Genomic DNA, 12,684 nt, shown 5'->3' with positions numbered 1-12,684 from the left:
TCCGCACGGTAGGGGCCCTCGGTGGGTGGAAGCTATGGACGGGCTGGAGGCGCGGTGTGGGTCGGGTCGTCGGTGACGTCGAGGTCGGGGTCGAGGTGGGGGTCGAGGTGGGCGAGGACGAACGGGTCGACGCAGCCCCGGGCGAAACCGCGGATGCGTCGGTCGATGTCGCGCTGGAGGAGGACGGCGCCGATGCGCTCGGCCACGGGCGCCAGCCACGCCGGCTTGCACGAGAAGTTGTAGCGCCAGACGGCCTCGGTCGAGCTCGGGTCGCCGTCGACCTCGCTGAACCGCCATCCCCCGCCCATGCGCGCGAAGAACCACGAGCCCTTCGTCATCTTCATGCCGACGTTCGTCGGCGGGTTGTACGAGACGTACTCGCTCTCCATCCGGAACCCGAACCGCTGCACGGTGAACGTCCTGACCCCCTTGGCGGCCCGTGTCGCTCCGCCGACGAGGTGCTGCCGACGGATGAAGGGGTCCCACCGCTTGCGCGCCTCCCCCTGGGTCTGCGACACCGCGAAGGCGACGCGCACGTCGACGGGGACGACACACCGGGACTCGACGACAGGCATGGACTCATCGTCGCACCTCGGGGCGTCCGGGCGACGGCTCGCGACTGGTCAGTGGTCGAGAGCGCGTCGACGATCGTTCGAGTCGTAGTGTTCTCCCCACACGGGGGTGCAGTCGTACCGCCCGGAAGAAGGGGGACTCCATGTCGGACATCATCTCGGTCGCGGAGCACAAGAAACGCGTCCGGTTCAGGCTCCGCCTCCAGTTCGTCGCCTTCGGCGCGGCCCTGGTCGGCCTGATCTGCTTCGGGATCGTCCTGCAGGCGAACGTGCAGAGCGCGGTCCTCGGCGGCATCGGTCTCGCCGGTCTCGGCGTCGCGATCATCTTCTACGTGTGGTCCCTGATCTACGGCTTCATGATCGCCGCGAAGCGACCCACGCCCCCGAACTTCCGCTAGCGACGTCGGTCGCCGCCGAGACCCGCAGGCGCGATCTTCTCCACCAGGAGGTCGATGCGCGCCTCCTGGAGGTCGGGCCGCAACCGGTCACCGCGCTGCAGCACGACGAGGCCGTGCAGGCCGGCCCAGAACGTCTCCGTCAGCAGCTCGACGTCGTCGTGCCCGGCTCGCGGTTCGAGGACGGCCCTGAGTTCGGCGAAGGCGGACGAGGGTGCCGGGGCGGAGCCGTTTCCGAAACGCAGGCGTGTCGCTCTGCCGAACATCGCCTCGTAGACGGCGGGGGCGTCGGTCGCGAAGGCGGCGTAGCGGCGGGCGACGGCGGTGGGCGCATCACCCGGCGCGACCGTCGTGCGCGCCTCGTGGAGACCGGCCGCGAGTTCGGCGAAGCCCTCGAGGGCGACGGCGTCGGCGATCTCGTCGAGCGAGGCGAAGTGCTTGTAGATGACCGGTTGGCTGTACTCGATCTCGGCCGACAGGCGGCTCGCCCGGGGCGCCCCGTCGACCATTCGCTCGACGACACCGTCCTGGCCACGACGCTGGACCTCATCGCGGAGAACCCGCTCGAAGGCGTCACCCTCGATGCCGTCGCCGCTCGGACCCGGAGAGCCAAGACGACGCTGTACCGTCGTTGGGCCTCGAAGGACGACCTGGTCGTGGCGGCGGTCCGCTCGATGGGCCGCCCACCCGAGGCGGAGCACCTCCCGCGCCGAGGCTCCCTCCGCGCGGACATGCTGGCGGTCGTCGACTCGCCCTGGCTCGGTGGGACGGCGAGGCGCCTCGCACTCTTCGCCGGCCTCGCGACGACGGCGAGCCACGTGGCGGGTCTCGATGCGACCATCCGGACCGAGGTCACCGAGCCCTACGTCGACATCTATCGGCGGCTCCTGACCCGGGCGATCGACGAGGACGAGGCACCCGAAGAGCTCCGGAGTCGGGTCGACACCCTCGCGGCCGTCATCCCCGCGATGAGCAGCCTCCGGTTCGGGCTCGACCACACGACCACGGGACGCGATTTCTTCGTCGCCGTCGTGGACGACGTCGTCCTCGCAGCCGTCCGCGGTACACGAGCCACCGCCTAGCCGCCTACCGGCACGACGGACCGCCGCGGCGTGGAAGGATCAGGACCGACCTGTCGACCCCGATCCCCGAACCCCGAGGAGCACCGTGCTCGCACGCGACGTGACCGAGAAGAGATTCACCCCGACCCGCTTCCGCGAGGGTTACGCAATGGACGACGTGGACGCGTTCCTCGAGCGCATCCACGCGACCCTCACGGCCTACGAGCAGGGGACCGCCGTCGATGTCCTGGCGGACGTCGACGTCGTGAACGCACGATTCCAGCCGACGAAGTTCCGGGAGGGGTACAGCCAGGACGAGGTCGACGATTTCCTGGACGAGGTCGTCGCCGAGCTGAGGCGCCGCGAATCGGCCGGGGGCCGCTGACCGCGTCCGGCTTTCGCGTCAGCCGCGCCGTCGCGTCAGCCGCGCTGTCGCGTCAGCCGCGGGCGTGGCGCACGTACGCGACGATCGCGTTGGCGTGACCGTGACCCAGGCCGTGCTCGGACTTCAGCCACGACACCACCTGCATGTGCGTGTGCTCGTCCTCGTCGAGGCGTTCGGCGGTCAGGTCGAGCCACTCCTGGATCGACCGGCCGTAGGTGCGCTCGATGCTCGGGAAGTACGACGCCGGGCCCGTGACCTTCTGGCCGTCGGCCGGCGGCTCGGGTGCCAGGACTCGTCGCTCGGACATGCGGTGACGGTAGCAGCCGAGGGCGCCGTGTCGACATCCTTCGTGTGCCCTAGGGTCGCCTCATGTCGAGGGAACGTCGGAGGCGTCAACTCGTCGCCGGTGGCGTGACGGCGACCGTCTCCCTCGTGGCGTTCGCCGCAGGCGGCCTGGTGACGGCTGCCTGGCCGCCAGCAGCGGGACCCGTAGGGGCCGTCAGCTTCGGGGCGTTCCTGGTCTCGCTCTGGTTCTTCCTCACGGTCATCGCCGAGCGGGATGGCCCGCCGTCGACGCCCTCCGCGGCCGTGACAAGCACGGTGCTGCCGCCGATCCCTGCGACCGACCCGGTCTGGCGCATCCGGGAGGAGCGGTTCGTGCCGATCTTGCGACGCGTCGGTGCCGACGAGACCCTCGACCTGCTGCTCGCCCACGATCGTGGTGAGAACGCACGCGGCGACGAGCGCCAGATCGTCGTCGCGCTCTCCGCCCGAGATCTCGTCACGATGTCGAGTGCCCTGCGCGCCGTCGTCGTGGACCCCCACCTGGTCGACACCGACAGAGTCATCGGCGTGTCGTCACGGGAAGCCCTCGCCTGGGCGCGTCGAGCGGATCGAGCCGCCCGTGACGCGCCCGCACCGGGACCTCTCGGCGTCGAGTCGGTGGGGGTCCGCCGCATCGGCTGGACAGCCTGGGCCCTCGAGCAAGATCACCCGGTCGGGGTCGGAGAAGCTCCGGACGCCTGGTTCGTCATTCCGGTCGACCAGCTCGAGTTCGTCACGAATGCGGTCCGGCACGCGGCCCGCACGGCATCGCCCGCCGGTTCGCCAGGAGTCGACGTGCCGGAACTCGACGAGGGGATCGTCAACGAGGTGGCGTGGCGTCTCACCCGCGTCCTCCGAGATGCGCGGGAATCCGACCCGCGCCCCGTTCCCGCGCTTCCCGTCGGCCGGCGCGTGTCACCCCGGCCCATCCGGGCCGACGTCACGTGGATGCTCGATGCGACCGACGTCCAGACTCGCCTGATGCCGGGCTGGAGCTATCGCCCGCTGGTCTGGCTCGGCTCCGGCCGGCCCGACTTCGATGCCGGCGAGGCGACCCTCGACGGAGTGCTCGTGGGGGCCGTCTGCTCGTGGGTCGACGGCGACGACAGCAAGGACCGGGTCGAGCTACGGTTCTGGGCCGAGGTCGACCTAGGCGACCTGGTCACGCGGGGCAGTCCGGTGATGCTGCTCGAGGGGCAGCGCACCGTGGCCCGAGGAGTCGTGGCCGACGACGCGACTTAAGCCCCGCTTCAGATTCGGTTCCGAGAGTGGTGTGCGCCGGCGGGAACGCCCCGACCGCCAGCCGCCCAGCGGCTCGCCCGGCACCCGACATCTGGAGACACCATGGCAAAGGACACCACCCCCGACGGCCGCGACGACCGTCGCGACGAGAACACCCCCTCGCAGGACGACGCGTGGGCCGAACGGCTGCGCCGCGAGGACGAAGACCAGGACGCCCGCGCCACCACCGAGCTGTCAGCCGCGACGCCCGGGCAGCCGACGGCCCCGACCACGCCGATCGTCGCCGACGACCAACGCACCCGAGAGCTGCCCGCGGACGGCAGTGCGTTCCGGACCGCGTCGTCGGCGGAGGCCGCCGGGACGACCACCCGTCGCCGCCCTACCAAGCGCCTGCTCGTCGGCATCGGCATCGCGGCGGCCGGGCTCGCCCTGGTCGGCACCAGCACCGCCGTCGCCGTGTCGAACGCCGGCAGCTCGACCAGCGCCTCGTCGACCGCGACTCCGGGCCAGGACGACGCGGCGAACCAGGGCGACGGCTCACGACAGGAGCCCGGAGGACGAGGCTCCGACGACGGCGCCACCGGGGCACCCACGGACGCGCCGACCCCGCCGTCCGCGGGCGACGACTCGGACGGGAGCGCTCCTGCCGAGGGCACCGGCCCCGACGGGAAGGCCCTGCCGACCCCGGGCACCGGCCCCGACGGTGAGGCCCTGCCGACCCCCGGCACCGGCCCCGACGGTGAGGCTCTGCCGACCCCAGGCACCGGCCCCGACGGCAAGGCCCTGCCCGAGGCCCCCGAGGGCGGGCCTGCGGCTGGCGGGCCGAAGGGTGGCCCGGGCCACGGCCCCGGCGAGAAGGGCGGCCCGAAGACGGACTCCGGCGACACCGAGGACGACTCCGACCGCCCCACCCCGCCGACCGACGCACCCACCCCTCCCGCGGACGCGCCCACGTCGAGTGACTCACCCGCCGAATCCGGCTCGGGTAGCTGACTCGACGACCCGTCGAGCAACACCGACCCGAGCGGTCCTGGCCTAACCTCGTGACATGAGCGGTGCCCGGTCGAGACCCACACGGTTCCTGACGATCGCGATCTGTTGCGTCGCAGCCCTCGTCGCGGGTGTCGTGGTGGTCCGCACGGGCCTCACCCTGGTCGACGAGTGGATGCCCGCCGGCCCGCAGGCCGAATGGTCGTACCTGCTCGTCGCGCTGCACGGACTCTCGGTGTGGCTCGGCTGTTCGGCCCTGGCGATCGTGGCCGCACTCAGAACCGAGTGACGATGCCGCCCTCGACCACGGGTGGCACACCGCGTCGGTCGGCCGAGCCCCGCACCGTGGCGATCTCGTTCCACTTGTCGATCGTGGTGCAGGGGTGCGAGACGCCGAGCCGCACCAGGTCGCCGACCTGCAACCCCGACGACGGCTCGAGCCGCAGGAAGGCGTGCTGGTCGTTCAGCGCCGACACGTGCGACCCGTCGAGCACCCCCGGGAGGCGCCGGTCGGCCGCCTGCGGACGCCACGCCTCGAGCGGCACCGGGAACCCCTCGTCGTCCGACGTGTCGCGGCGCCCGACGTTGAGCAGGGCGAGCCCGGGCTCGGGGCGGGACACCACGGACGCCCACAACTCGAGGGCCGGCAGGAACGACGGCTCGGTCGACGCCTCGCCAGCGGGCCCGGTTCGGGGCGAGACGGTGGGCTCGGCCGAGGGCCCCGCGGGCCGCTCGGCCCCGAACCCCTCGGCCGCTCCGTCGACCCCGGTCAACTCGCCGTCGGTCGGCCCGCCCATCTCGCGATCGGCCTGCGACCCTGCGGAACCGTCGCCGACGACCACCGTGACGTCCGCGTCGACGCCACCCGCACCTCCTGCGGTCGACGGCATGGTCTCACGGGCGAACGGCGTCAACCGGCGGTAGAGGTCGTGGTCGTGGGCGACGTACGAACCCGACCGCAGCACGACGCGTGTGCGCGGCCCCTGCAGCCCCGACGGGTCGTGCCGGTCACCGAGCACGGCGACGACGCGGTCGAAGTACACGCTGCCGCCGGCGGTCAGCACCACGTCGTGACCGGACGACAGCCACGGGTCGAAGGCCGGGGCACCGATGCCGTCGAGCACCTCGAGGAGTCCTCGCAGGTAGTCGTCGACCACGGCGATGCCAGCCGTGTCGACGTCGTGCGTGAGGGCGCCCTCGTACCCGGCCACCCCGGCCAGCACGAGGTGCGACGCGGTGGAGACGGCCTCGGCGACGAGCAGGGCCTCGCGCACCGAACGGGCACCCGTCCGACCGAGCGGCGACCCGAACTCGACCAGCACGGCGAGCGGACGCTCGGCCTCGGCCCGCGCCAGGGCGGCGTCGACGAGCCGCACGGTCTCGACCGAGTCGACCCACATGAGCACGTCCGTGCCGGGTGCGGCGAGCGCCGCCAGGGTCGCGGGCGCGAACGCGGTGCCGGCCAGGACGACGGTCGGCACCAAGGCCTCGCGGGCGACGGCGACCTGGAACGCCGTCGCGAGCGTGATGCCCCAGGCCCCGGCGTCGAGCTGCCGCCGCCAGATCTCGGGCGCCATGGTCGTCTTGCCGTGCGGCGCCAGGTCGACCCCGGCCTTTCGGCACCAGGCGGCCATGGTCACGACGTTGTGCTCGAGGGCGTCGAGGTCGATCGTGAGCAGCGGGGTCGCGAGGTCGATCAGCGGGACGGGCCGGTGTTCGCGGCCGAAGCCGACCTTGGTGATCGACGTGACGGCGGGGGCGGACGGGGTCGAGGGTGACGTGGTCATGGTGCCTTCCGACGGGGCGGGTGGGGTGGTGCTGCGGTCAGGCCGTGTGTCGGTGCCTGACGGTAGTTTTGCAGTCACCCCCGACACACGACACATCACGTCGGGTCCACAGACCATCGATCAGAGAAGAGCAGACCTGTGAGCGAGAAGACCGAAGTCCGCACCGGCGGCGCACCCACCCCCATCTCGACCTTCTCGCAGGGCGTGCTGAAGAACGGCTTCCTCAGCGTGTCGGGCCAGGGGCCGCAAGACCCCGCCACGAGCGAGTACCTGCACCCCGGCGACCTGACGTCACAGACCGTCCGCACGCTGGACAACGTCAAGGCGATCGTCGAGGGCGCCGGCGGCACGTTCGACGACGTCGTCTCGCTGCGCGTGTTCCTCACCACGCGCGACGACTTCGCCGAGATGAACGCCGCGTACGAGACCTACCTGCTGCAGAACGTCCCGAGCGGCGTGTTCCCCACCCGCACGACGGTGTTCGTCGAGCTGCCGCACGAGGCCATGCTCGTCGAGATCGACGCGCTCGCGATCCTCAGCTGACGCGCTGCGGCACTGCCGCACGGCCGCAAGGCCGCACGGCCGCACCGCCGACCCGGCGACCTGCCGCTCGTCGAATGCGGGCGAGTTCGTACGTTCCGGGCCGGCACGATCGCCCGCCCACCCCGAACACGCCCGTGTTCGGGGTGCTGCGGCGTCCCGGCGGCACCCCGGCCGGAGGCGCGGGTCAGCCGGCCGCGCCCGTCACGACCACGGTCTTCCGTGACCACGTCGCATCGGTCAGCTGGGCCAGCATGAAGCGCGCCACGTCGGCCCGGGTCACGTGGATGCCCGCCCCCGGGGGCAGCCGCTCCCCCGTGGCGAGCGACCCGGTCGCCGGGTCGTCGGTGAGGCGCGTGGGGTAGACGAGCGTCCAGTCGAGGCCGCTCTCGCGCACCTCGGCGTCGGCGACCTCCTTGGCGGCGTAGACCTTGCCGAGGACGGTGTGGAAGAACATCTTCTGCAGGGTGTTCGCGTCGGCCTGGCTGTCGCCGACGCCGAAGGCCGAACAGACGACGAGGCGGTCGACCGCGGCGTCACGCATCGCCGGCAGCAGGGCGCGGCCGACCTCGACCTCGACCGGGTGCCGCATGTTCCGCGAGCCGACCGCGTTGAGCACGGCGTCCTGGCCGGCGACCGCGGCGCGGACGTCCTCGGCCGAAGTCGCGTCCCCGGTGAGCACCCGGACGCCGTCGGTCACGTCGAGGGTGGACGCGTCCCGGACGAGCACCGTCACCTCGTGCCCCGCCGACAGGGCGACCCGCAGGACGTGGGAGCCCGTGCCCCCGGTCGCTCCCAGCACCAGAACCTTCATCGCGCCTCCTGTCGTTCAGGAAAGCGAACACCGCCCGGCCAAGAGCGGGCCGAGAGCGGGCCGAGAGCTCCACCGCCGAACCTTCACCCGATCGAACCCGACTTCCGGACACCCCGGATGCGCGCCGAATCCGACCTCCGGGCACCCGGGATGTGTGCAAATCCCGACATCTGCCGGCCGGCACGCCGCTCATCTTCCCCCCGAGGCGGCATGTCGCCCGTCGACTGTCGCGATGTGCACACGTCGGCGGCGACCCTGGGGTTCGGGGCGGGGCGGGGGCGAGGGCGGGGGCGGGGGCGGGGGCGAAGGTCAGCGGAGGCGGCGGCCGGCGGCCCAGAGGCCGATCAGCCCCGAGGGGCCGAGGCGCGGCGTCGCGTAGGTGGCCCGGTCGGCGTAGGCGGCGGGATCGATCAGCTGCAGGTCGGCGACGGCCCCGGGGGCGATGCCGAGCGCGCCTCCTGCCCCGCCGACGCCGACCGTGCGACCGCCGGCCGAGCCGCCACCGCCCAGCCCAAACCTCGAGGAGGCGCGGGTCGACATGCGCGCGATCGCCTCGCCCCGGGACAGCACGGCCCGCGGCCCCCACCCGGCGTACTCGTCGAGCACGCGCGAGAACGTGCCGTACAGCCGCGGGTGCACGGTGCCGGTCTCGCGCGGCAGACCGTCCGACCCGACCAGGGTGTGCGGCCAGGCCAGGGCCGTCCGCATGCCCTCGAGGTCGGTGTGGAACACGATGACGGTCAGGGCGCCCCGCTCGGCGAGGACGAGGTCGGCGAGCACCTCGCGCGGGTCGGCCCCGACCGACGCGGCGATGTCGGACAACGACCACCCCTCGAAGCCCGCGTGCTCGGGTCGCGTGAACCCCGCCAGCGAGATCCGTGCGGGGCCGATCGCCGCGTACTGGTTCTCGAGCGTCGAGTCCGCCCAGGGCTCGAGCAGCCCGCCGAGCACATCCCTCCGCGAGCGCGTGCCGGGTCGGAGCGCCTCGAGCAGGCTCTCGACCCCGCGGTCGGCCGTGGCCGGCGGGAACAGCGACGCGACCGTCGTGCTGCCCGCGTCGTAGGGGTAGACGTCCGCGCTGACGTCGACGCCGTCGTCCCGCAGGGCGTCGAGGTGGTCGACGATCGCGGGCATGCCGCCGACGTTCCGCGGCCCGGTCACCTTGAGGTGGCTGACGTGGACGGCGGCCCCGGTCTCGCGCCCCAGCGAGGCCAGCTCGTCGATCGAGTCGCGGAGCCCGTCGGCCTCGTTGCGGACGTGGGCGACCAGCAGCGTGCCCCGCACCGCGCACTCCCTGGCCAGGGCGACGAGCTCGGGCCGGTCGGCGGCGTCGCCGGGTGCGTACATGAGGCCGAGCGAGACGCCGAGGGCCCCGGCGTCGAGCGCGTCACCCACCGACGCCGCGATGAGCGACCGCTCGGCGGCGTCGGCCGGACGTCGCTCGAAGCCGAGCACGCCCGCCCGCAGCGGTGCGTGCGGCACGAGGGTCGCCGCGTGCAGGCCGAACCGCCCGTCGGCGTCGCCGTCGGCCAGCGTCCGCACGTAGTCGGCGAACGTCGCCCATCGTCGCGCAGGGAACCCGCCGAGCACCGGCCGCGAGTAGTCCTCGAGCGAACGGTCGTCGGGATCGGTCGGCGACGGTGCGACGCCCTGGCCGCAGTTGCCGACGATCGTGGTCGTCACGCCCTGCCCGGTCTTGGGCGCGACCCCTCCCGGGCGGAAGAGCGCCACGTCGTCGTGCGCGTGCACGTCGACGAACCCCGGCAGCACGTCGAGCCCGCTCGCGTCGACCACCTCGACGCCGTCCGACACCCCGGACGAGGAGGCGCGGTGCCCGTCGCCGACGGACGTCACCGCCCCGACCCCCACCGCGGTGACCACCCCGTCGCGCACGACGACGTCCGCGACGCGACCCGCGCCTCCGGACCCGTCCCAGACCGTCCCGCCCGCGAGCACCAGCGTCGTCACGAGGACACCGCCGTCGTCACGAGGGCGCCGCCGCCGTCACGGGAGCACCACGGTCGTCGAGAGGAGGGCCGAGCTACTCGAAGCGCTGCCACACGGGCTTGTTCGCGTAGGTGTAGCGGTAGTAGTCCGCCAGCTGCAGCAACGACGCCGCGGCTTCGTCGACGACGATCGTGGCGTGCCGGTGCATTTGCAACGCGCTGCCCGGGCACATCGCGCCGAGCGGCCCCTCGACCATGCCCGCGACGGCCGACGCCTTGGCCGACCCCTGCGCCACGAGCACGACCTCGTGCGCGTCGAGGATCGTGCCGAGCCCCTGAGTCAGGCAGTGTGTGGGCACCTGCGACGGGTCGTCGAAGAAGCGCGCGTTGTCGGCTCGGGTCTGCGGCGCGAGCGTCTTGATGCGGGTGCGCGAGGCGAAGGACGAGGTGGGCTCGTTGAAGCCGATGTGCCCGTTCGCGCCGATGCCGAGGATCTGGATGTCGATGCCGCCCGCGTCGGCGATGGCCTGCTCGTAGTCGACGACCGCGGCCTCGATGTCGCTCGCTCGCCCGTCAGGCACGCGCACCTTCGACGCGTCCATGCCCAGGGGCACGACGACGTCGCGCTCGATCACCGACGCGTAGCTCTCGGGGTGCTCGAGCGGGATGCCGACGTACTCGTCGAGCGCGAACCCGGAGGCGCGGGAGAAGTCGAGCTCGCCCGCCGCGACCCGGGCCGCGAGCGAGGCGTAGATGCCGGTGGGCGACGACCCGGTCGCGAGCCCCAGCACGGCCTCGGGGTCGCGCTGGACGACGGACGCGATCTTGAGGGCGGCGACGCGGCCGACCTCGTCGGCGTCGCGGACGATGACGATCTCCATGGGGGCTCCTTGCTGACGCGGCGTCAGGTGATGTTCGCCACGACCGACGCGATGTACGCCTCGCGTTCTTCCCGCGAGGCCGGCCGTCCGGGCACGCCCGGACGCTGCTGCCACGGTAGCGGCCCCGACTCGTGCCGGTACTCGACGCCGATCACGTCGAGGCGTCCGAGGTGCACGGCGAGGCGTGTGGAGAAGTCGTCGAAGTCGCGGGGCTCGGTCGTCCACAGGGCCTCGGCGACGGCACACAACCGCGGGAAGGCGAAGAAGTCGACGGTGCGGGGCGAGTCCATGTGCTCGGTCCAGATGTTGGCCTGGCCGCCGAGCACGTGTCGGGCCTCGGCCTCGTCGAGGACGGCCGGCACCGGCTCGAACGCGTACACGTCGGCGAGGGTCAACGGGATCGACACCGGGATCGGCTCGTCCGGGCCGTCGGACTGCCGGTAGTCGAGGTAGACCTGGTCGTCCGGGCAGGCGACGACGTCGTACCCGCGTCGCGCGGCCGTGACGGCCCCGGTCATGCCCCGCCACGACGCGACCGTGGCGCCGGGCGACATCGTCGAGTTCCCCTCGAGGATCTCGTCCCAGCCGAAGGTGCGTCGCCCGGCGGCCGTGAGATGCGCGTCGAGCCGACCGATGAACCACGCCTGCAGCTCTTCCTCGTCGGCGAGGCCGCGTTCGCGCATGAGCTCCTGCGTGCGCGGGTCGGCCCGCCACTGGGCCTTGGGGCACTCGTCGCCGCCGATGCCGATCCAGGTGCCCGGGAAGAGCTCCATCACCTCGTCGAGCACGTCGGTGTAGAAGTCGACCGTCGACTGCTCGGTGTTGAGGACGTCCTCGAAGATGCCCCACTCGGTGCCGACGGCGATCCGTCGCGGCTCCGCGACGGGCCTGCCGCCGACCTCGACGGCGCCGACGCCCAGGTGCGGGTACGCCGTGATCGCCGCCATCGAGTGGCCCGGCACGTCGACCTCGGGCACGACCGTGATGTGGCGGGCCGCGGCGTAGGCCACGACCTCGCGGATGTCGTCCTGCGTGTAGAAGCCGCCGTGTGGTCGGCCGTCCTGGGTCGCGTCCGGCCCGGCCCCCACCTGGGACGACTCCCGCCAGGCACCGACCGAGGTGAGGCGCGGGTACTTCGTGATCTCGATGCGCCAGCCCTGGTCCTCGGTGAGGTGCCAGTGCAGCGTGTTCAGCCGGTGCAGCGCCATCAGGTCGACGAAGCGCAGGACGTCGTGCTTGGGCAGGAAGTGGCGGGCGACGTCGAGGTGAGTCCCCCGCCAGCCGAAGCGCGGCCGGTCCTCGACGTCGACGGCGGGCACGACCCAGTCGACCCCGGGCACGAGAGCCGAACGGTACGCGGCCGCGGGCAGCAGCTGACGCAGCACCTGCGCCCCGTGGAACGCGCCGGCCGCGTCGCCGCCGGTGATGCGCACCCCGGCGGGTCGCGCCTCCAGCCGGTAGGCCTCCGCCCCGAGCGAGGCGTCGAGGTCGAACGAGATGCCGGTGCCGTCGGCGCTGCCCTCGCGCAGTGGCAACCCGGTCGCCGGGCGCAGCGCCTGCTGCAGCCAGGCGACGACGCCCGCCAGCTCGTCGGGCGCCGAGACGCGCGTCGCCGAGTCGAGCCGGAACGCCCCGGAGGCGCGGGTCAGCCTCGCCGGGCGGGGCACGATCGCGACCGGTGCGGTCTCGGGCGTCCCGGTGTCGGCCGGCGCGGGGGTCGAGGGGGTCGAGGGTGCGTTCGTCACGG

General features: G+C 73.0%; 14 protein-coding genes and 2 pseudogenes. 8 read left to right on the top strand and 8 right to left on the bottom strand.

Going from position 1 to position 12,684, the window contains the following annotated elements:
- Nucleotides 1–32 precede the first annotated feature (32 nt).
- Nucleotides 33–575: an SRPBCC family protein gene (locus IFT88_RS03275; RefSeq protein ID WP_192118860.1), complete on the bottom strand. Its 543-nt coding sequence runs from the start codon at nt 573–575 to the stop codon at nt 33–35.
- A gap of 140 nt (nt 576–715) precedes the next feature.
- Here IFT88_RS03275 and IFT88_RS03270 point away from each other — a divergent pair, with 140 nt between their 5' ends.
- Nucleotides 716–970, top strand: coding sequence for a hypothetical protein (locus IFT88_RS03270; RefSeq protein WP_192118858.1), 255 nt, complete (start codon nt 716–718; stop codon nt 968–970).
- On the opposite strand, the gene IFT88_RS03265 is transcribed toward IFT88_RS03270, so the two are convergent.
- The gene (locus tag IFT88_RS03265) at nt 967–1,476 is read right to left on the bottom strand and encodes a TetR-like C-terminal domain-containing protein (RefSeq protein ID WP_192118856.1); all 510 of its coding nucleotides are present in this window, start codon (nt 1,474–1,476) and stop codon (nt 967–969) included. The two genes, IFT88_RS03270 and IFT88_RS03265, sit on opposite strands and share 4 nt — an antisense overlap.
- On the opposite strand from IFT88_RS03265, the gene IFT88_RS03260 reads away from it, so the two are divergent.
- From IFT88_RS03260 to IFT88_RS16985, 3 genes and pseudogenes are all read left to right on the top strand, one after another.
- Nucleotides 1,420–2,049, top strand: a complete 630-nt coding sequence (locus IFT88_RS03260) for a TetR/AcrR family transcriptional regulator (protein WP_192118854.1) — start codon at nt 1,420–1,422, stop codon at nt 2,047–2,049. The genes IFT88_RS03265 and IFT88_RS03260 overlap by 57 nt on opposite strands.
- 85 nt (nt 2,050–2,134) lie before the next feature.
- Nucleotides 2,135–2,227 (top strand): annotated as a pseudogene (locus IFT88_RS17330) (DivIVA domain-containing protein); the annotation flags it as partial.
- Nucleotides 2,228–2,275: 48 nt separating this feature from the next.
- Nucleotides 2,276–2,389 (top strand): annotated as a pseudogene (locus tag IFT88_RS16985) (DivIVA domain-containing protein); the annotation flags it as partial.
- A 76-nt stretch (nt 2,390–2,465) separates the two neighbouring features.
- Here the strand turns inward: IFT88_RS16985 and IFT88_RS03250 are convergent.
- Entirely contained in the window at nt 2,466–2,720 is a 255-nt protein-coding gene (locus tag IFT88_RS03250) for a DUF4287 domain-containing protein (RefSeq protein WP_192118852.1), read from the bottom strand.
- 62 nt (nt 2,721–2,782) lie between these two features.
- Here IFT88_RS03250 and IFT88_RS03245 point away from each other — a divergent pair, with 62 nt between their 5' ends.
- The 3 genes from IFT88_RS03245 (at nt 2,783) to IFT88_RS03235 (ending at nt 5,258) form a co-directional block, all read left to right on the top strand.
- Nucleotides 2,783–3,979, top strand: coding sequence for a hypothetical protein (locus IFT88_RS03245; protein WP_192118850.1), 1,197 nt, complete (start codon nt 2,783–2,785; stop codon nt 3,977–3,979).
- A gap of 102 nt (nt 3,980–4,081) precedes the next feature.
- Complete coding sequence (locus tag IFT88_RS03240) at nt 4,082–4,972, top strand: hypothetical protein (protein WP_192118848.1); 891 nt, start codon at nt 4,082–4,084, stop codon at nt 4,970–4,972.
- A 55-nt stretch (nt 4,973–5,027) separates the two neighbouring features.
- Entirely contained in the window at nt 5,028–5,258 is a 231-nt protein-coding gene (locus tag IFT88_RS03235; protein WP_192118846.1) for a hypothetical protein, read from the top strand.
- On the opposite strand, the gene IFT88_RS03230 is transcribed toward IFT88_RS03235, so the two are convergent.
- Complete coding sequence (locus IFT88_RS03230; RefSeq protein WP_192118844.1) at nt 5,245–6,756, bottom strand: alanine racemase; 1,512 nt, start codon at nt 6,754–6,756, stop codon at nt 5,245–5,247. The two genes, IFT88_RS03235 and IFT88_RS03230, sit on opposite strands and share 14 nt — an antisense overlap.
- Before the next feature lie 138 nt (nt 6,757–6,894).
- Here IFT88_RS03230 and IFT88_RS03225 point away from each other — a divergent pair, with 138 nt between their 5' ends.
- Entirely contained in the window at nt 6,895–7,299 is a 405-nt protein-coding gene (locus IFT88_RS03225; protein ID WP_055974838.1) for a RidA family protein, read from the top strand.
- Between the two features lie 184 nt (nt 7,300–7,483).
- Here the strand turns inward: IFT88_RS03225 and IFT88_RS03220 are convergent, their stop codons facing one another.
- From IFT88_RS03220 to IFT88_RS03205, 4 genes are all read right to left on the bottom strand, one after another.
- On the bottom strand, nt 7,484–8,110 hold the full coding sequence (locus tag IFT88_RS03220) for an NAD(P)-dependent oxidoreductase (protein ID WP_192118842.1): 627 nt from the start codon (nt 8,108–8,110) through the stop codon (nt 7,484–7,486).
- Between the two features lie 309 nt (nt 8,111–8,419).
- Nucleotides 8,420–10,078: an amidohydrolase family protein gene (locus IFT88_RS03215; protein WP_192118840.1), complete on the bottom strand. Its 1,659-nt coding sequence runs from the start codon at nt 10,076–10,078 to the stop codon at nt 8,420–8,422.
- A 73-nt stretch (nt 10,079–10,151) separates the two neighbouring features.
- Nucleotides 10,152–10,937, bottom strand: coding sequence for a glucosamine-6-phosphate deaminase (gene nagB / locus IFT88_RS03210; protein WP_192118838.1), 786 nt, complete (start codon nt 10,935–10,937; stop codon nt 10,152–10,154).
- Nucleotides 10,938–10,960: 23 nt separating this feature from the next.
- Nucleotides 10,961–12,682 (bottom strand): family 20 glycosylhydrolase, encoded by a 1,722-nt coding sequence (locus IFT88_RS03205; protein ID WP_199858870.1) that lies wholly within the window; start codon nt 12,680–12,682, stop codon nt 10,961–10,963.
- Nucleotides 12,683–12,684 lie beyond the last annotated feature (2 nt).

It is taken from the genome of Frigoribacterium sp. CFBP 8751, assembly GCF_014841545.1.
Lineage (GTDB): Bacteria > Actinomycetota > Actinomycetes > Actinomycetales > Microbacteriaceae > Frigoribacterium.
The sequence above is the reverse complement of the archived record's forward strand: the minus strand, read 5'-3'. Positions and strand labels throughout refer to the sequence as shown.

What these genes read in the sequence shown, in the direction of transcription:
- IFT88_RS03275 (WP_192118860.1), bottom strand. Translation starts at nt 575, where the DNA reads ATGCCTGTCGTCGAGTCCCGGTGTGTCGTCCCCGTCGACGTGCGCGTC.
- IFT88_RS03270 (WP_192118858.1), top strand. Translation starts at nt 716, where the DNA reads ATGTCGGACATCATCTCGGTCGCGGAGCACAAGAAACGCGTCCGGTTC.
- IFT88_RS03265 (WP_192118856.1), bottom strand. Translation starts at nt 1,476, where the DNA reads ATGGTCGACGGGGCGCCCCGGGCGAGCCGCCTGTCGGCCGAGATCGAG.
- IFT88_RS03250 (WP_192118852.1), bottom strand. Translation starts at nt 2,720, where the DNA reads ATGTCCGAGCGACGAGTCCTGGCACCCGAGCCGCCGGCCGACGGCCAG.
- IFT88_RS03245 (WP_192118850.1), top strand. Translation starts at nt 2,783, where the DNA reads ATGTCGAGGGAACGTCGGAGGCGTCAACTCGTCGCCGGTGGCGTGACG.
- IFT88_RS03240 (WP_192118848.1), top strand. Translation starts at nt 4,082, where the DNA reads ATGGCAAAGGACACCACCCCCGACGGCCGCGACGACCGTCGCGACGAG.
- IFT88_RS03235 (WP_192118846.1), top strand. Translation starts at nt 5,028, where the DNA reads ATGAGCGGTGCCCGGTCGAGACCCACACGGTTCCTGACGATCGCGATC.
- IFT88_RS03230 (WP_192118844.1), bottom strand. Translation starts at nt 6,756, where the DNA reads ATGACCACGTCACCCTCGACCCCGTCCGCCCCCGCCGTCACGTCGATC.
- IFT88_RS03220 (WP_192118842.1), bottom strand. Translation starts at nt 8,110, where the DNA reads ATGAAGGTTCTGGTGCTGGGAGCGACCGGGGGCACGGGCTCCCACGTC.
- nagB (WP_192118838.1), bottom strand. Translation starts at nt 10,937, where the DNA reads ATGGAGATCGTCATCGTCCGCGACGCCGACGAGGTCGGCCGCGTCGCC.